Origin of the sequence: Pantoea sp. B65, from assembly GCF_047308185.1 — a bacterium.
Taxonomy (GTDB): Bacteria; Pseudomonadota; Gammaproteobacteria; order Enterobacterales; family Enterobacteriaceae; genus Erwinia.
Window position 1 is genome coordinate 140258 of sequence record NZ_JAHXPU010000044.1, and the last position, 17185, is coordinate 157442.

The 17185-nt window shown below is 53.1% G+C and carries 17 protein-coding genes and 1 other annotated feature; of the genes, 7 read left to right on the top strand and 10 right to left on the bottom strand.

All coding sequences use genetic code 11. The annotated features are described in order from the left end of the window. Nucleotides 1-399: 399 nt before the first annotated feature. The 3 genes from clpB to rluD form a co-directional block, all read right to left on the bottom strand. On the bottom strand, nt 400-2985 hold the full coding sequence (gene clpB, locus JWF83_RS23260) for an ATP-dependent chaperone ClpB (RefSeq protein ID WP_413652881.1): 2586 nt from the start codon (nt 2983-2985) through the stop codon (nt 400-402). Between the two features lie 115 nt (nt 2986-3100). After that, the gene (gene yfiH / locus JWF83_RS23265) at nt 3101-3832 is read right to left on the bottom strand and encodes a purine nucleoside phosphorylase YfiH (RefSeq protein WP_413652882.1); all 732 of its coding nucleotides are present in this window, start codon (nt 3830-3832) and stop codon (nt 3101-3103) included. Beyond that, nucleotides 3832-4809 (bottom strand): 23S rRNA pseudouridine(1911/1915/1917) synthase RluD, encoded by a 978-nt coding sequence (gene rluD / locus JWF83_RS23270; protein ID WP_413652883.1) that lies wholly within the window; start codon nt 4807-4809, stop codon nt 3832-3834. The genes yfiH and rluD overlap by 1 nt, the downstream gene beginning before the upstream one ends. A 129-nt stretch (nt 4810-4938) precedes the next feature. On the opposite strand from rluD, the gene bamD reads away from it, so the two are divergent. The 6 genes from bamD to JWF83_RS23300 all read left to right on the top strand — a co-directional run bounded on the left by bamD (nt 4939) and on the right by JWF83_RS23300 (nt 9554). Further along, nucleotides 4939-5670: an outer membrane protein assembly factor BamD gene (bamD, locus tag JWF83_RS23275; RefSeq protein WP_413652884.1), complete on the top strand. Its 732-nt coding sequence runs from the start codon at nt 4939-4941 to the stop codon at nt 5668-5670. Nucleotides 5671-5938: 268 nt separating this feature from the next. Next, nucleotides 5939-6271 (top strand): ribosome-associated translation inhibitor RaiA, encoded by a 333-nt coding sequence (gene raiA, locus JWF83_RS23280; RefSeq protein WP_413652885.1) that lies wholly within the window; start codon nt 5939-5941, stop codon nt 6269-6271. 97 nt (nt 6272-6368) lie between these two features. Continuing rightward, nucleotides 6369-6493: a sequence feature (Phe leader region), on the top strand. After that, a complete protein-coding gene (pheL, locus tag JWF83_RS23285) occupies nt 6370-6417 on the top strand; it encodes a pheA operon leader peptide PheL (protein ID WP_413653044.1) in 48 nt (15 codons plus the stop codon). Its footprint overlaps the feature before it by 48 nt. A gap of 23 nt (nt 6494-6516) precedes the next feature. Next, the gene (gene pheA, locus JWF83_RS23290) at nt 6517-7677 is read left to right on the top strand and encodes a bifunctional chorismate mutase/prephenate dehydratase (RefSeq protein WP_413652886.1); all 1161 of its coding nucleotides are present in this window, start codon (nt 6517-6519) and stop codon (nt 7675-7677) included. 108 nt (nt 7678-7785) lie between these two features. Then, nucleotides 7786-8838, top strand: a complete 1053-nt coding sequence (locus JWF83_RS23295) for an ABC transporter substrate-binding protein (RefSeq protein WP_413652887.1) — start codon at nt 7786-7788, stop codon at nt 8836-8838. Further along, the gene (locus tag JWF83_RS23300) at nt 8838-9554 is read left to right on the top strand and encodes a substrate-binding domain-containing protein (protein ID WP_413652888.1); all 717 of its coding nucleotides are present in this window, start codon (nt 8838-8840) and stop codon (nt 9552-9554) included. Before JWF83_RS23295 ends, JWF83_RS23300 begins: the two co-directional genes overlap by 1 nt. Before the next feature lie 48 nt (nt 9555-9602). On the opposite strand, the gene tyrA is transcribed toward JWF83_RS23300, so the two are convergent. Beyond that, nucleotides 9603-10724 carry a bifunctional chorismate mutase/prephenate dehydrogenase gene (tyrA, locus tag JWF83_RS23305; RefSeq protein ID WP_413652889.1) on the bottom strand — a complete coding sequence of 374 codons (1122 nt, stop codon included), beginning with the start codon at nt 10722-10724 and terminating at the stop codon, nt 9603-9605. Nucleotides 10725-10727: 3 nt separating this feature from the next. Then, nucleotides 10728-11807 carry a 3-deoxy-7-phosphoheptulonate synthase gene (locus JWF83_RS23310; RefSeq protein ID WP_413652890.1) on the bottom strand — a complete coding sequence of 360 codons (1080 nt, stop codon included), beginning with the start codon at nt 11805-11807 and terminating at the stop codon, nt 10728-10730. Nucleotides 11808-12145: 338 nt separating this feature from the next. Between JWF83_RS23310 and JWF83_RS23315 the strand changes: the two genes are divergently transcribed. Then, a complete protein-coding gene (locus JWF83_RS23315) occupies nt 12146-12661 on the top strand; it encodes a GNAT family N-acetyltransferase (protein ID WP_413652891.1) in 516 nt (171 codons plus the stop codon). 943 nt (nt 12662-13604) lie between these two features. Here the strand turns inward: JWF83_RS23315 and rplS are convergent. From rplS to ffh, 5 genes are all read right to left on the bottom strand, one after another. Further along, on the bottom strand, nt 13605-13952 hold the full coding sequence (gene rplS / locus JWF83_RS23320) for a 50S ribosomal protein L19 (protein ID WP_137230882.1): 348 nt from the start codon (nt 13950-13952) through the stop codon (nt 13605-13607). Nucleotides 13953-13998: 46 nt separating this feature from the next. Then, nucleotides 13999-14769: a tRNA (guanosine(37)-N1)-methyltransferase TrmD gene (gene trmD, locus JWF83_RS23325; protein WP_413652892.1), complete on the bottom strand. Its 771-nt coding sequence runs from the start codon at nt 14767-14769 to the stop codon at nt 13999-14001. 35 nt (nt 14770-14804) lie between these two features. Then, nucleotides 14805-15353, bottom strand: a complete 549-nt coding sequence (gene rimM / locus JWF83_RS23330; protein ID WP_413652893.1) for a ribosome maturation factor RimM — start codon at nt 15351-15353, stop codon at nt 14805-14807. Nucleotides 15354-15371: 18 nt separating this feature from the next. Continuing rightward, nucleotides 15372-15620 carry a 30S ribosomal protein S16 gene (gene rpsP, locus JWF83_RS23335; RefSeq protein WP_413652894.1) on the bottom strand — a complete coding sequence of 83 codons (249 nt, stop codon included), beginning with the start codon at nt 15618-15620 and terminating at the stop codon, nt 15372-15374. A gap of 148 nt (nt 15621-15768) precedes the next feature. Then, on the bottom strand, nt 15769-17130 hold the full coding sequence (gene ffh / locus JWF83_RS23340; RefSeq protein ID WP_413652895.1) for a signal recognition particle protein: 1362 nt from the start codon (nt 17128-17130) through the stop codon (nt 15769-15771). Nucleotides 17131-17185: the final 55 nt, after the last annotated feature.

Below are 17185 nucleotides of genomic sequence, written 5' to 3' on the forward strand. Positions count from 1 at the left end.
AATGAATATAGTAGTCACTCTTGAGACTTGATATTTCAAATTTTTTCCATCCGGAGATGGTTTGCGATATCAACCCTGCGAGTGCCCACACAGATTGTCTGATAAATTGTTAAAGAGCAGTGCCACGATATTCTGTGGCGCGGGCTGCGTATATTACGCTTCACCGCTAAAGAGTCAAGGATTTATTCACTTTCCTCTTCCTGAATCGGCGACTGCTAAGTCGTTGTTCCGGGTCAGTGGAGGCGCATTATAGGCAATTCCTGACGGGTGACAAGTATTAAATGCAATTAATTGTTCGGGTGCCTGTTTTTTATGCAACCAGGGTAACAAAGGTCATAAATTGTGTGATTAACATACAAAAACGGGCCTTTACGGCCCGTTTTAAACTGTGACATCGATTTATTGATGGGCCACGATCTGGCCATCCTGCACATCCATCTCAATCATTTTCCCTGGGATCAGCGCACCAGACAGAATCTGTTGCGCCAGCGGGTTCTCAATTTGCTGCTGGATGGCACGTTTTAATGGCCGCGCGCCGTAAACCGGATCGTAACCATTTTCGCCAATCAGCTTCACTGCCTCATCAGAGATATGAATGCTGAAACCACGTTCTTCCAGACGCTGATACAGACGCTGCAACTGGATTTTAGCAATTGAAGCAATATGCTGTTCACCCAGCGGATGGAATACCACCAGCTCATCAATACGGTTAATAAACTCTGGGCGGAAATGATGCCCCACCACCGTCATCACCATATCCTTCATCTCGGCGTAGTTCAGGTCACCAAAACGTTCCTGAATCAGATCGGAACCCAGGTTCGAGGTCATGATCACTACGCTGTTACGGAAGTCAACGGTTCTGCCCTGCCCGTCAGTCAGCCGACCATCATCCAGCACCTGCAACAGAATGTTGAATACATCCGGATGCGCTTTCTCAACTTCGTCGAGCAGAATGACGGAATAAGGACGACGACGTACCGCTTCCGTCAGGTAACCGCCCTCTTCATAACCGACATATCCCGGAGGCGCCCCAACCAGACGCGACACTGAGTGTTTTTCCATAAATTCCGACATATCGATACGCACCATCGCATCGTCGCTGTCGAACAGGAAGTTCGCCAGCGCCTTACATAACTCCGTTTTACCCACCCCGGTTGGTCCGAGGAACAGGAACGAGCCAATCGGACGGTTTGGATCGGCTAACCCGGCGCGACTACGGCGAATGGCATTTGATACCGCTTCAACCGCCTCATCCTGACCAATTACCCGGTGGTGAAGATCATGCTCCATACGCAGCAGCTTCTCACGCTCGCCTTCCATCATGCGTGCGACCGGAATACCGGTCCAGCGCGCCAGCACATCGGCAATCTCAACGTCGGTTACGCGATTACGTAACAGACGCATGGTCTTACCTTCTGACTGGGTGGCTGACGCCAGCTGTTTTTCCAGTTCCGGGATTTGGCCATACTGCAGTTCAGACATTTTGCCCAAATCGCCGACGCGACGCGCCTGCTCAAGTGACAGCTTGGCCTGTTCCAGTTCGGCTTTAATCGTCTGGGTACCGGAAAGTGACGCTTTCTCAGCTTTCCACTCCTCTTCCAGCGCTGAGTACTCGCGCTCTTTCTGCGCCAGTTCCTCTTCCAGCATATCTAAACGCTTAACACTGGCATCATCCGACTCTTTCTTCAGCGCCTGCTGCTCCAGCTTCAGCTGAATAATACGACGTTCCAGACGGTCGAGCGCTTCCGGTTTCGAGTCAATTTGCATACGAATGCTGGACGCGGCTTCATCAATCAGGTCGATGGCTTTATCCGGCAGCTGACGATCGGCAATATAGCGATGCGACAAGGTAGCCGCCGCAACGATTGCCGGGTCAGTGATCTGCACATGGTGGTGCAGTTCATAGCGCTCTTTTAACCCACGCAGAATCGCGATGGTGTCTTCAACGCTCGGCTCAGCGACAAACACCTTCTGGAAACGACGCTCCAGCGCGGCATCTTTTTCGATGTACTGGCGATATTCATCAAGGGTAGTGGCCCCGACACAGTGTAATTCACCGCGCGCCAGCGCCGGTTTCAGCATATTGCCGGCATCCATCGCGCCGTCGGCCTTACCGGCGCCAACCATGGTATGCAGCTCATCGATAAACAGAATGACGTTGCCTTCCTGTTTTGACAGATCGCTCAGCACCCCTTTCAGACGCTCTTCAAACTCACCGCGGTATTTCGCCCCCGCCACCAGCGAGCCCATATCCAGTGACAGCACGCGGCGGCCTTTTAGCCCTTCCGGCACTTCACCATTAATAATGCGCTGCGCCAGACCTTCAACAATCGCAGTTTTACCCACGCCAGGTTCACCAATCAGCACCGGGTTATTTTTGGTTCGGCGTTGCAGTACCTGAATGGTGCGGCGAATCTCTTCGTCACGACCAATAACCGGGTCAAGCTTGCCTTGTTCCGCACGCTCGGTCAGGTCGATAGTATATTTCTTTAAAGCCTGGCGCTGATCTTCAGCCCCTTGATCGTTCACGCTGTCCCCTCCACGCATTTGCTCAATGGCATTGGTCAGCTTGTCGCTGGTTGCGCCTGCAGATTTCAGTAAATCCGCCACCGAGCCGCGCGAGTCGAGTGCTGCCAGAACAAATAATTCAGATGATATAAAGTTGTCGCCACGCTTTTGCGCCAGCTTGTCACAAAGATTGAGTACCCGAACCAGGTCGGCTGAAGGCTGAACATCACCGCCGGTGCCTTCTACCTGGGGTAAACGGCTAATCGCCTGCTCAATGCCGGTGCTTAACGCAGCGACATTAACGCCAGCCGTGGTGAGTAACGGACGAACCGATCCGCCTTCCTGATTGAGCAAGGCGCTCATCAGGTGCAGAGGTTCAATAAATTGGTTGTCGCGCCCGAGAGCGAGTGACTGGGCGTCGGCGAGAGCCAACTGGAATTTGTTAGTAAGACGATCCAGACGCATAATTCCTCCCATACAGGTCAAAATGCTACTGGAGATTAGATGAGGTCATCCCTCAAATTTTTCAAGGTTATTGACCTGAATTTATAGGTGAAAAAACACGCTATCTGGATCGTCTTGAGGCACTAGGTTATATCAGCCAGATCAAACTTGCCAGGCGGCCGGTGATACCATCACGTCGATAGGAGAAAAATTGTTCGCTTTGCGTCAGAGTGCAGCGCCCGCCGCCACTGATGGAACGCACGCCCTGCGCCTCCAGGCGCTGACGTGCCAGCAGCCAGATATCGGCAAAATACTTTTCGCCAGATGGCTTAAATGCCAGCGCGGCTTGTGGATGGTGAGAGACAAAGGCAGCAAACACCTCACTCCCCACCTCAAAAGCCGCGGGACCGATCGCCGGCCCCATCCAGGCATGAATATCGCCCGGGGGACAAGAGAAAGCGGCCAGCGTCGCTTCTAACACGCCGGCGTGCAGCCCGCGCCATCCGGCATGAGCCGCCGCCACCTGTTTACCGTCCTGCGAACAGAACAGCACCGGTAAACAGTCCGCTGTCATCGCGGCGCAAACTACCGCCGGTTGATCGGTCCAGGCCGCATCCGCACGCAACACCGGCGGCACGCTGCCGTTCAGACGCAGAACATCAGTGCCATGCACCTGATCCAGCCAGACCGGCATCGCGGGTAAACCGGCCATCGCCAGCAAACGTTCGCGGTTAGCCTGAACCGCGAGCTGATCGTCCCCCACATGCGAACCCAGATTCAGCGCATCCCAGGGGGCGCGACTTACGCCTCCGGCACGCGTGGTGGAACAGGCGCGGACATTGGCCGGCGCAGGCCAGTCGGGAATAATCAGTTCGCTCATCACCAGTTCATCTGATCTTTAAATTCTTCGGTATCGGCTTTCAGCGCATCGATTAAATCGACCATATCCTGTGGTAATGGCGCATGCCACTCCATTTCGATGCCGGTGATCGGATGATAGAGGCGCAGCATGGTAGCGTGCAGTGCCTGACGATCAAACTGACGCAAGGTGGTAATAAACGCCTCGGATGCGCCTTTCGGCGGACGCGGACGACCGCCATATAGCTGATCGCCCACCAGCGGATGGTTAATATGCGCCATATGCACACGGATCTGATGGGTACGACCGGTTTCCAGCCGCAGCCGCAGCCGCGTATGGGCACGGAAATGCTCCATAATGCGGTAGTGGGTAGTGGCCGGTTTCCCCATCGGATGCACCGCCATATGGGTGCGCTTGGTGGAGTGACGGCTAATCGGCTCATTAACCGTACCGCCCGCCGTCATATTGCCGATAGCGACCGCTTCATACTCACGGGTGATTTCACGCAGTTGCAGTGACTCCACCAGATGGGTCTGCGCCGGTACGCTTTTCGCCACCACCATCAAACCGGTGGTGTCTTTATCCAGACGATGCACAATGCCCGCACGCGGCACATCGGCGATTGCCGGATAATAATGCAGCAAGGCATTCAGTACCGTACCGTCAGGATTCCCCGCGCCGGGGTGGACCACCAGGTCACGCGGCTTATTAATCACCAGTATATGGTCATCTTCATAAACAATGTTCAGCGCGATATCCTGGGCTTCCCAGCGCGCGTCTTCTTCAATTTCGGCATTGATAGCGACCTTTTCGCCACCCAGCACTTTTTCTTTCGGCTTATCGATCACGTTGCCGTTAACCATCACCCGACGGTCAAGGATCCACTCTTTTATGCGAGAACGTGAATAATCAGGGAACATTTCCGCTAAAGCCTGATCTAAGCGTTGTCCGAGTTGTGATTCGGACACCGTTGCGGTGAGTTGTACTAGTTGTGCCATAAACAGCTTCTTCGTTAACGTTGGGTTTTCACGGCGATGCCGTTTAATATAATGTGCTATCGTACCTGGTCACTAAAGGGAGCTTAACGGACAGCTTCCGCAATAACACTTGAGGATAATCAAATCGTCATGACGCGTATGAAATATCTGGTGGCTGCAGCCACGTTGAGCCTGGCACTGGTTGGTTGTTCCAGCTCCAAGGATGTGGTTCCTGACAGCCCACCATCTGAGCTTTACGCTACGGCCCAGCAAAAACTGCAGGACGGTAACTTTAAAGGAGCAATAACGCAACTGGAAGCGCTAGATAACCGCTACCCGTTCGGCCCTTACTCCCAGCAAGTTCAGCTAGATCTGATCTACGCTTACTATAAAAATGCCGATTTACCACTGGCTCAGGCTTCCATCGATCGCTTTATGCGCCTGAATCCGACCCATCCAAATATCGACTATGTCATTTATATGAAGGGTCTGACGGATATGGCTCTGGATGATTCAGCACTGCAGGGCTTCTTTGGTGTTGATCGATCAGACCGCGATCCTGAACATGCACGCGATGCCTTCCGTGACTTCACCCAGTTGTTGCGCGGCTATCCAAACAGCCAGTATGCCGCTGATGCGCACAAACGCCTGGTGTATCTGAAAGATCGTCTGGCTAAGTATGAGCTTTCCGTGGCGCAATTCTATACTAAGCGTGGTGCTTATGTCGCTGTGGTTAATCGCGTAGAACAGATGATGAAGGATTATCCGGATACGCAGGCGACACGAACTGCCCTGCCGTTGATGGAAAATGCGTACCGCCAGCTGCAGTTAAATGCTGAAGCCGAGAAGATAGCAAAAATTATCGCCACTAATCAGGCGTAATTATCGGGATCAAAAATGGCAGCCTGCAGGCTGCCATTTTTTTGGCTGAAAAAACATCACATTTGAGATTTCCCGGCCGGGTTAACTCATCAATAATGCCCGCTAAACACCGCAGCGGCAAGCCCTTCACGCGTATTTATCCGACCATTTCACAGATTTTTGTTGATTGACAAAAAGTGACAAATTTTCGCGATCTGAAGCACACATCGCGGGCTTTTTCGCGCTATGCTGGACTCACCAAGACGGAAATGACAGAGAGGTAAGTACCATGGTTCTGAACATTACCAGCAAGCAAATGGAAATCACGGCGGCAATCCGCCAGCATGTCGAGGACCGTCTCGCCAAGCTTGAAAAGTGGCAAACCCATCTGATAAATCCGCATATCGTTCTGTCGAAAGAGCCAAAAGAATTTGTCGCTGACGCGACGATTAACACGCCGAATGGGCCTCTGATTGCCAGCGCAAAAAATGAAGATATGTACGCGGCGATCAACGATTTGATTAACAAACTGGAGCGTCAGCTGAATAAAGTTCAGCATAAAGGCGAAGCACGCCGCGCTGGTGCCAGCGTCAAAGATGCCAGCGTGATTGATGAAGAGTAAAAGGTTAAACAGCAACAACGCGCCTGCGGGCGCGTTTTTTATTGACAGTGATAAATTACAGCGGTTACTGTAAACGCTTACTGATGATGGAAACCACCATGAAACAGCAGCCGTTCTTCTTCGCATTCTTTTTTACCTTCCCCTGATTGGGAGGCAATTCGTCGTGTAAGAATGAATGCGAAGACGAACAACAAAGCCTCCCAAGCGGGAGGCTTTTTTTTTGGATATCTGACAGGTAGCGATTAATGAACACCGAAAACCCTCTGTTGGCTCTGCGTGATAAAATCAGCGCCGTTGATGAAAGATTATTAATGCTGCTGGCTGAACGTCGCGGGCTGGCAATTGAAGTGGCAAAAGCCAAAATGGCCACACAACGACCGATTCGCGATATCGATCGTGAGCGTGATCTGCTGGAACATCTGATTACTGTCGGCCAGCAGCACCAGCTTGATGCTCACTACATCACCCGCCTGTTCCAGCAAATCATTGAAGATTCGGTTCTGACCCAGCAGGCATTACTGCAAAAACAGCTTAACCAGACCAACGTCCAGTCGGCGCGTATCGCCTTTCTCGGTCCGAAAGGTTCTTACTCCCACCTGGCCGCACGTCGCTATGCGGCACGTCACTTCGAACATTTTATTGAGAGTGGCTGCCTGAAATTTCATGACATTATCAGGCAGGTAGAGACCGGTCAGGCCGATTATGCGGTGTTGCCAATCGAAAATACCACCTCCGGCTCCATCAATGATGTCTACGACCTGCTGCAGCAAACCAGCCTGTCGCTGGTCGGCGAAATGACGGTACCGATTAATCACTGTGTACTGGTATCCGGCAGTACCGATTTACAGCAGATTGAAACGGTATACAGCCATCCGCAACCTTTCCAGCAGTGCAGCCAGTTTATTAACCGCTTCCCGCACTGGAAAATTGAATACACCGAAAGTACCGCCGCCGCGATGGAGAAAGTTGCCGCACTCAACACGCCGAAAGCCGCAGCGCTGGGCAGTGAAGCCGGTGGCGAGCTGTATAACCTGCAGGTACTGGAACGCGATCTGGCGAACCAACAGCAGAACATTACCCGCTTCATTATTCTGGCGCGAAAACCGGTAGAAGTATCGCCGCAGGTACCGGCAAAAACAACGCTGATTATGGCCACTGGCCAGCAGGCCGGCGCCCTGGTCGAAGCGCTGCTGGTACTGCGTCAGCACAATCTGATTATGAGCAAACTCGAATCACGTCCGATTAATGGCAACCCGTGGGAAGAGATGTTTTATATCGATGTGCAGGGCAACCTGCGTTCTGAAGAGATGCAGCAGGCGCTGCGCGAACTGAGCGCCATTACCCGCTCGCTGAAAGTACTCGGCTGCTATCCGAGCGAAAATGTCGTACCGGTGGATCCGCAATAATCGCCGCTGAGGATCGGTCGCCAGGCACACCGATCCTCGCGCCAAACAGTGATTTACCCGCTTCGCTTATCGCTATATCATAAAGTATATAACGATAAGGTGATGATCATGTCTATACGAGTAAAGCACTTCGCGGTGCTGTTTTTTCTGCTGGCGACTTCCTTTTCCTCACTGGCCGCGCGCCAGGTCACTGACCAGCTAGGTCGCCAGGTCACGATTCCTGATCGGGTCGATCGCGTTGTGGTGCTACAGCATCAGACGCTTAATCTGCTGGTCCAGCTCGACGCCACACAAACCATGGTGGGTATTCTCAGCAACTGGAAGCAGCAACTGGGCGATAACTATCAGCGCCTGGTACCGGCATTAAACGGCGTGCCGCTGCTGGGTGATTTAACCCATGTCGATCCGGAAAAGCTGGTTGCGCTACATCCGCAGGTGGTATTTGTCACCAACTACGCGCCGCAGGAGATGATCGTTCAAATCTCACAGCTGGGCATCCCGGTGATCGCCATCTCCCTGCGCTCAGGCGATAAGCAACAGCAGGCGCAGCTTAACCCCTCGTTGCAGGATGAAGATAAAGCTTACGACCAGGGGCTGAAAGAGGGTATCCGCCTGATTGGCAGCGTGGTCAACCGTCAGCAACAGGCCGAGGCCTTAATCCAGGCCGCATTTGCGCAGCGTGCATTGATCGCTCAGCGCTTAAAAGATATTCCCCCGCAGCAGCGCATTCGCGTCTATATGGCGAATCCCGAACTTACGACCTACGGCTCCGGCAAATATACCGGTCTGATGATGGCTCATGCCGGTGCGCTCAATGTTGCCGCCGCGACGGTCAAAGGCTTTAAGCAAGTGGCAATGGAGCAGGTGCTGGCGTGGGATCCACAGGTCATTTTTGTGCAGGATCGTTATCCGGAAGTACCGGCGCAGATTACCAGCGCCGCGCAGTGGCAGCCGATCGATGCGGTGAAACAGCATCGGGTGTATCTGATGCCGGAATATGCTAAAGCATGGGGTTATCCGATGCCTGAAGCGCTTGGTCTGGGTGAACTGTGGATGGCGAAAAAACTCTATCCGGAAAAATTTGCCGATATTGATATGCAGAAGCTGGCGCAAAACTGGTATCAGCGTTTTTACCGCACCGATTATCACGGGGCGCCATAATGTCCGGCTTGCGGGTGCTGGCAGCTGGCAGCCTGCGTAAGGTATGGCCAGCGCTGATGGCCCTGTTCCGCCAGCAAAGCGGCATTGAGGTGGAAACGGCATTCGCACCCGCCGGACTGTTGCGTCAGCGGATTCTCAGCGGCGAAGGTTGTGATCTGTTTGCCTCAGCCAATCTGGCCCATCCACAGGCGCTACAACAGCAGGGGTATGCTCTGCAGGTGGCGGTATTTGCCCATAATCGCCTCTGCCTGACGGCGCAGGCGGCGAGGGTTAATCCTGGCGACGACTGGCTGACGCTGCTCACCCGACCAGAGCTGCGGCTGGCTACCTCCACGCCGCGCAGCGATCCCTCCGGCGATTACAGCTGGCAACTGTTTGATCGTATTGAGCAGCAGCATCCGGGCGTCGGCAACAGCCTGAAAGCGCGCGCATTAAGTCTGGTGGGCGGGGCTGAAAGTCTGCCGGTTCCTGCCGGACAACTTGCCGCCAGCTGGATCATTGCTAATCATCGTGCCGAGCTGTTTCTCGGTTATGCCAGCTATCTGCCGGAATTACGCACTGACGCGGCGCTGCGGGTCTTTGCGATTCCTCAGCGCTATCAGCCAGCCATAGACTACGGTTTTGCACTCTGCCGGCCACCGGCGGAGCCACTGGCACAGTTTCTGTTAAGTGAAGAAGCGCAGCATCTGCTGCAAACGGCGGGGTTTAATCAATAACAGCGGCGATCTGCAGCATGGGCGGCCGCAATGCCGCCCGTGGATTTATTACAAGCGATTGTCATTAGCCTGACGCAACAGGGTACGACTCTCCACCAGGAAACGTTTGGCATAATCACCAAACCAGTGCTCAACGCGACGGAAACTGTCGATAAACGCCTGCTTGTCGCCCTGCTCCAGTAACTTAATCGCCTCGCCAAAACGCTGATGGTAACGTTTGATTAGCTCAAGGTTACGACCGGAAGACATAATAATGTCGGCATACAGCTGCGGATCCTGCGCAAACAGACGCCCGACCATCGCCAGCTCAAGGCGGTAAATCGGTGACGACAGCGCCAGCAGCTGTTCCAGTTGTACATTCTCTTCCGCCAGATGCAGACCATAAGCAAAAGTGGCGAAGTGACGCAGCGCCTGGATAAACGCCATATTCTGGTCATGCTCTACTGCACTGATACGATGCAGCCGTGCGCCCCATACCTGAATTTGCTCCAGCAACCACTGGTACGCTTCCGGCTGGCGACCGTCACACCACACCACAACCTGTTTTGCCAGGCTGCCGCTGTCCGGACCAAACATCGGGTGCAGACCCAATACCGGGCCGCTGTGTGCCGCCAGCATCGCCTGCAGCGGACGATTTTTTACCGACGCCAGATCCACCAGGATGCAGTCATCCGGCAATTTCGGCAGTTCGCCAATCACCTGCTCTGTCAGATGGATCGGTACGCTGATAATGACCATACCGGCATTACTCAGCATGCTTTCCGCCTGATCCCAGTCACCTTTATCAAGGATCTGCACCTGATAGCCCGACAGGGTTAGCATCTTTTCAAACAGCCGGCCCATCTGTCCCCTGCCGCCAACAATCACTACCGGACGTAACCCGGGACACAGGGTTTTAAAGCCTTTTTCATTCTCGCTTGAGTAGGATTCACGCATTACCCGGCGTAAAACATCCTCAATCAAATCAGGCGGCACGCCGAGTGCTTCCGCCTCTTTACGCCGCGAAGCCAGCATCGTAGCTTCGCGTTCCGGGACATAAATCGGTAATCCGTAACGGCTTTTTACTTCGCCGACTTCAGCAACCAGCTCCAGTCGTCTGGCCAGCAGATCGAGCAACGTTTTATCAACTTCATCGATTTGATCGCGTAGCGCGGTCAGTTCAGCCACCATACATTAAACCTCTTGTGACAGACGCGCCGTCAGCACCCCATTCAGGCTCTGATGAATATCACGCAGCAGCGTATCGGTAGTTTCCCAGTTGATGCAGGCATCAGTAACGGAAACACCGTGGCGCATGGCGCTGCGTGGCTGTTCAGATGACTGATTGCCTTCGTTGATGTTACTTTCCAGCATCAGACCGATAATCGAACGGTTGCCATCTTTAATCTGCGCAATTGCAGACTCAGCCACGCCCGGCTGACGACGAAAGTCTTTGTTTGAATTGCCATGACTGCAATCTATCATCAAGGATGGACGGAGTCCCGCCTGGAGCATCTCTTTTTCACACTGCGCAACGTCTTCCGGGCCGTAGTTCGGCGCTTTACCGCCGCGTAAAATCACATGGCCATCCGGATTACCCTGGGTTTGCAGCAGGCAAACCTGGCCCGCCTGGTTGATACCGACAAAACGGTGTGGCATCGACGCTGCCCGCATCGCATTAATTGCCGTGCCAAGGCTGCCGTCAGTACCATTCTTAAACCCAACCGGCATCGACAGACCAGAAGCCATTTCGCGGTGCGTTTGCGATTCAGTGGTACGCGCGCCAATTGCTGACCAGCTAAACAGATCGCCGAGGTATTGCGGGCTGTTAGGATCCAGCGCCTCCGTCGCCAGCGGCAGCCCCATCGCCACCAGATCCAGCAGCAGGCGACGTGCAATATGCAGACCCGCTTCCATATCGAATGAGTTATCCATATAAGGATCGTTGATCAACCCTTTCCAGCCGACGGTAGTACGGGGTTTTTCAAAATAGACGCGCATAACGATATACAGCTGATCCTTCAACTGTTCAGAGAGATTTTTCAGAGAACGGGCATATTCTAACGCGGCTTCAGGATCGTGAATCGAACAAGGTCCACACACCACCAGTAAGCGGTGATCTTTACCGCTAATAATGTCAGAAATGATCTGACGTGAAGCGGAAATCTGCGCTTCCAGCTGGGTGTTTAACGGGAACTGTTTTTTCAGTTCTTCCGGAGTAATTAATATTTGTTCATCGGCAATATGAACATTATTCAGCGCGTCTTTTTGCATGATCCTGATCCTTACTCACTCGTTTATGCGTTCGTCATGATCCTCAATGAGGTTGCAGCTACTTTATCACAGAACGTAAAGCCCGCAATCCATAGATGTACACTTTATTTACCACCAATAATAAATCGGTCAATAATATTCAATTAAAATTATATAAATCATATAGATAAATTTAACCATGGTAAATGATTTGTGTACACTTATATTTACATTCAATGGCAACGCTTTGCGGCGCAAGGGTGAAAAACCGCCGTAAAATCCGTTACCTGCACAAAGATCGCAATCCTGTGAGCATCGTTTTATGCTGTAAAGCCGCAGAGACCAGCCAGGAGCTGCCAATGAATATTCACCTTCGCCCTTTTGCCATGCAGGATGCCGGCGCATTTGCGACGGCAATTAATGAATCACTGGAGAGCTTATTGCCGTGGATGGTATGGGCGCACGCTGGTTACAATAAAAAAGAAGCGCGCCAATGGTTCGCCTTTACGCATATGCAGCGGGAGAAAGGCGAAGCCGATGAATTGGGCATTTACGACGATAAAGGTCAGTTATTAGGGGGCGCCGGACTACGCTACCCGCAGGATAACACCAGCCTTGCCGCCATCGGTTACTGGGTACGCAGCAGTCAGCAGCGCCGGGGTATTGCACGTCAGGCGGTCAGGCAACTCACGGAACTGGCCTTCCGGCATCCGCAGATTAACACCATCGAAATTCTGGCGGCGGAAGCGAACCTGGCGAGCCGTGCGGTGGCGGTAGCCAGCGGCGCTGAATTTATCGATCTGCGTTACGGCCTGATTATTCTCGACAGCGGCCCGGTAAATACCGCCATCTACCATTTACGCCGGGCGGAATAGGCTTTCCAGCCGCTCCGCCGCGCGTGAGGTGGCGTTTAGCCAGTCACATTTCCACCCGCAACGGCGATAGCCCATTAGCATCAGCCCCAGGCCCCTCAGTGCCGATTACCGTACGCTGTATCAGCGGTGACTGACTGCCATGGGACGCAAAGCTTGACGTTCAAGACGGGACGGGAGCCATTAATGGCTCCCCTACAGCTGGGGCCAGGTATTCTGCCGTAGGGGCGGGATTTATTCCGCCCGTATCAATGGTTTGCACTACTGCCGCCATCAGGACGGGAGCCATTAATGGCTCCCCTACAGCAGGGGCCAGGTATTCTGCCGTAGGGGCGGGATTTATTCCGCCCGTATCAATGGTTTGCACTACTGCCGCCATCGGGACGGGAGCCATTAATGGCTCCCCTACAGCAGCGGCCAGGTATTCTGCCGTAGGGGCGGAATTTATTCCGCCCGTATCAATGGTTTGCACTACTGCCGCCATCAGGACGGGAGCCATTAATGGCTCCCCTACAGCAGGGGTTCAGATATTCTGCCGTAGGGGCGGAATTTATTCCGCCCGTATCAATGGTTTGCACTACTGCCGCCATCAGGACGGGAGCCATTAATGGCTCCCCTACAGCAGGGGTTCAGATATTCTGCCGTAGGGGCGGGATTTATTCCGCCCGTATCAATGGTTTGCACTACTGCCGCCATCGGGACGGGAGCCATTAATGGCTCCCCTACAGCTGGGGCCAGGTATTCTGCCGTAGGGGCGGGATTTATTCCGCCCGTATCAATGGTTTGCACTACTGCCGCCATCGGGACGGGAGCCATTAATGGTTCCCGTACAGCAGGGGTTCAGATATTCCCCCAACCGGCTGGCGGAACGGTAAAAAAAAAGGGGCTGGCACATCGGCCAACCCCTTGTTTGCTATTAACTTTTGGATGCAGCGCAAGCTGTATCTTAGCTAAGACGCTCTTTAATACGAGCAGACTTACCAGTACGCTCACGCAGGTAGTACAGTTTGGCTTTACGCACGGCGCCACGACGTTTAACAGCAATGCTGTCGATTACCGGTGAGTGAGTCTGGAATACACGCTCAACACCTTCGCCGTTGGAAATTTTACGAACAGTGAATGCAGAGTGCAGACCGCGGTTACGAATAGCGATAACCACGCCCTCGAATGCCTGCAGACGTTTTTTAGAACCTTCAACGACCCATACTTTCACTTCCACCGAGTCACCCGGACGGAATGAAGGTACGTCCTGTTTCATCTGCTCTTGTTCAATTTGCTTAATAATGTTGCTCATAATTAAATCTCTTATCCTGGGTAAACTGATATTTAAGGAGGCAGCGTTACGCTTTACCTTCCGTATCATCGTTTTGGTGCCTGGAGAATTCCCGTTGGAACTCTGCCAGCAACCTTGCTTGCTCTTCAGTCAGAGCCAGGTTTTCCAGAAGTTCAGGTCTTCTAAGCCAGGTACGGCCCAGCGACTGTTTCAGGCGCCAGCGGCGAATATCGGCATGGTTGCCCGACAGTAAAACTGGCGGAACCTCCATCCCGGCTAACACTTCAGGGCGGGTGTAGTGTGGACAATCCAGCAAACCATCCGAAAATGAATCTTCTTCGGCTGAAGCCTGTTTGCCCAGTACGCCGGGAATAAACCGGGATACTGAATCAATCAGGGTCATTGCTGGCAGTTCGCCACCACTGAGTACGTAATCGCCAATCGACCATTCTTCGTCGATCTCGGTTTTGATTACACGCTCATCAATCCCTTCATAACGACCACACACCAGAATTAACTTCTGATGCGTCGCCAGTTCGCAAACGCCATTCTGGTCAAGTTTGCGCCCCTGAGGTGAAAGATAAATCACCCTGGCACCTTCTCCTGCCGCCGCTTTTGCTGCGTGGATGGCGTCCCGTAAAGGTTGCACCATCATTAGCATTCCCGGTCCGCCGCCGTAAGGACGTTCGTCTACGGTACGGTGCCGATCATGAGCGAAGTCGCGAGGACTCCAGCTCTGAATGCTGAGCAGGCCATTTTTTACTGCCCGACCCGTTACTCCGTAGTCAGTAATCGCGCGAAACATCTCTGGAAACAGGCTAATTATGCCAATCCACATTGATGGTACCGCCTGCTTACCGCTGTGTTCGGAGGTCAAAAACCAGGATCCCAATCTACTTCAATGGTGCCGGTAGTGAGATCGACATTCTTGATAACCTGTTCATCAAGAAACGGAATTAACCGCTCCTTCGCACCGAATGCATCTTTCAGGTTAGCCCTGACGACGAGAACATCGTTTGAACCGGTTTCCATCAACTCAGTGACTTTACCCAGCTCATAGCCGGTGGTAGTGACAACCTGGCAACCGATAAGGTCTTTCCAGTAATAATCACCACTATCCAGCTCTGGCAACTGCTCGGAATCAACCACAATTTCGCAATTGGTGAACATTCCCGCAGCATCACGATCGTCAACGCCTTTGACTTTGATGATCATGTCCTGATTGTGGCGCTTCCAGCCTTCCAGCTCGATAAGCTGCCATTGACCCGCACGTTGGATAAACCACGGCTGATAGTCAAAAATACTTTCGGCGTCTTCGGTGGAGGAAAACACTTTGAGCCAACCACGGATACCGTAGGCGCCACCCATTTTGCCGAGTATAAGCGGCTTAACAGGGGCTTTTGCGGCGAGTTGCTTGCTCATGTTGACCACCGTGACAGATTAAGCTGCTTTTTTTGCTTGTTTGATCAGCGCGTTAACGCGATCAGAAAGCGTTGCGCCCTGGCCAACCCAGTGCTCAATACGGTCCAGATCCAGACGCAGTGGCTCAGCCTGACCAGTAGCGATCGGGTTGAAGAAGCCTACGCGCTCGATGAAGCGACCGTTACGTGCATTGCGGCTGTCAGTGACGACTACCTGATAGAACGGACGCTTTTTAGCGCCGTGACGTGCCAAACGAATTGTTACCATAACATCCTCTTTAGTTAATAAAACACCCGGGCCCCAGCGAGGGGCGGGGCCCGGGTGCAATATAAAAAGCCCGAAAATTTTACTCATTTTGGCGCAAAAAGCAATCTAAAGCTTACTATGCTTTCACGCCAGCATCTTTCGGACCCACTCAGCGACCAGGGAATCCCGGAGGCATCATACCTTTCATGCCGCGCATCATCTTCGCCATGCCGCCTTTCTTCATCTTTTTCATCATACGCTGCATGTCGTCGAACTGCTTCAGCAAGCGGTTTACGTCCTGCACCTGCATACCGGAACCGGTCGCAATACGGCGCTTACGCGAACCTTTAATAATTTCTGGCTTCTCACGCTCTTTGCGCGTCATGGAGTTGATCATCGCTTCCATTCGCACCAGAACTTTGTCATCCATCTGCGACTTCACATTGTCAGGCAGCTGTCCCATACCGGGCAGTTTGCCCATCAGGCTGGCCATACCGCCCATATTGCGCATCTGTTTCAGTTGCTCAAGGAAGTCGTTAAGATCGAAACCGTCGCCCTTTTTCAGCTTGGTCGCCAGTTTTTCCGCCTGTGCGCGGTCTACTTTGCTTTCGATATCTTCAATCAGCGACAGTACATCGCCCATACCGAGAATGCGCGAAGCAATACGCTCCGGGTAGAATGGCTCCAGAGCATCGGTTTTTTCACCGACGCCCATAAATTTAATCGGCTTGCCGGTAATATGACGAATGGAGAGTGCCGCACCGCCGCGCGCATCACCGTCAACCTTGGTCAGCACCACGCCGGTCAGCGGCAGGGCTTCATTAAAGGCTTTGGCGGTATTCGCCGCATCCTGGCCGGTCATGGCATCGACAACAAACAGGGTTTCCACCGGATTAATCGCGGCGTGCACCTGTTTGATTTCGTCCATCATCGCTTCATCGACGTGTAAACGACCGGCGGTATCCACCAGCAGCACATCGTAGAATTTCAGTTTTGCCTGTTGCAGCGCGCCGGTAACAATATCTACCGGCTTCTGGCTAAGGTCGGACGGACAAAAATCGACGCCCACCTGTTCCGCCAGGGTCTCCAGCTGACGGATTGCCGCCGGACGATAAACGTCGGCCGACACCACCAGCACTTTCTTTTTATGCTTTTCGCGCAGGAACTTACCCAGTTTCGCCACGCTGGTGGTTTTACCGGCACCCTGCAGGCCGGCCATCAGCACGACGGCCGGCGGCTGAGCGGCGAGGTTCAGGGTGTTATTTTCCTCACCCATCGCCACCACCAGTTCGTTCCTGACGATCTTGACGAACTCCTGACCTGGTGTCAGGCTTTTATTCACTTCATGACCTACCGCGCGCTCTTTGACGCGATTGATAAAATCACGTACTACCGGCAGGGCAACGTCCGCCTCCAGCAGCGCCATGCGCACTTCGCGCAGGGTTTCTTTGATGTTCTCTTCGGTCAGCCTTCCGCGGCCACTGATATTGCGCAGGGTCTGCGACAAACGATCGGTTAAATTATCAAACATTGTCTCTCGCTCAACGTCGTATAAGAGAGGTCGCCCAGGCGACACAATTCGGCGG

Bases quoted from the DNA above. Each gene is read 5' to 3' on its own strand.
- clpB (WP_413652881.1), bottom strand. From the start codon at position 2,985: ATGGGAGGAATTATGCGTCTGGATCGTCTTACTAACAAATTCCAGTTG.
- yfiH (WP_413652882.1), bottom strand. From the start codon at position 3,832: ATGAGCGAACTGATTATTCCCGACTGGCCTGCGCCGGCCAATGTCCGC.
- rluD (WP_413652883.1), bottom strand. From the start codon at position 4,809: ATGGCACAACTAGTACAACTCACCGCAACGGTGTCCGAATCACAACTC.
- bamD (WP_413652884.1), top strand. From the start codon at position 4,939: ATGACGCGTATGAAATATCTGGTGGCTGCAGCCACGTTGAGCCTGGCA.
- raiA (WP_413652885.1), top strand. From the start codon at position 5,939: ATGGTTCTGAACATTACCAGCAAGCAAATGGAAATCACGGCGGCAATC.
- pheA (WP_413652886.1), top strand. From the start codon at position 6,517: ATGAACACCGAAAACCCTCTGTTGGCTCTGCGTGATAAAATCAGCGCC.
- JWF83_RS23295 (WP_413652887.1), top strand. From the start codon at position 7,786: ATGTCTATACGAGTAAAGCACTTCGCGGTGCTGTTTTTTCTGCTGGCG.
- JWF83_RS23300 (WP_413652888.1), top strand. From the start codon at position 8,838: ATGTCCGGCTTGCGGGTGCTGGCAGCTGGCAGCCTGCGTAAGGTATGG.
- tyrA (WP_413652889.1), bottom strand. From the start codon at position 10,724: ATGGTGGCTGAACTGACCGCGCTACGCGATCAAATCGATGAAGTTGAT.
- JWF83_RS23310 (WP_413652890.1), bottom strand. From the start codon at position 11,807: ATGCAAAAAGACGCGCTGAATAATGTTCATATTGCCGATGAACAAATA.
- JWF83_RS23315 (WP_413652891.1), top strand. From the start codon at position 12,146: ATGAATATTCACCTTCGCCCTTTTGCCATGCAGGATGCCGGCGCATTT.
- rplS (WP_137230882.1), bottom strand. From the start codon at position 13,952: ATGAGCAACATTATTAAGCAAATTGAACAAGAGCAGATGAAACAGGAC.
- trmD (WP_413652892.1), bottom strand. From the start codon at position 14,769: ATGTGGATTGGCATAATTAGCCTGTTTCCAGAGATGTTTCGCGCGATT.
- rimM (WP_413652893.1), bottom strand. From the start codon at position 15,353: ATGAGCAAGCAACTCGCCGCAAAAGCCCCTGTTAAGCCGCTTATACTC.
- rpsP (WP_413652894.1), bottom strand. From the start codon at position 15,620: ATGGTAACAATTCGTTTGGCACGTCACGGCGCTAAAAAGCGTCCGTTC.
- ffh (WP_413652895.1), bottom strand. From the start codon at position 17,130: ATGTTTGATAATTTAACCGATCGTTTGTCGCAGACCCTGCGCAATATC.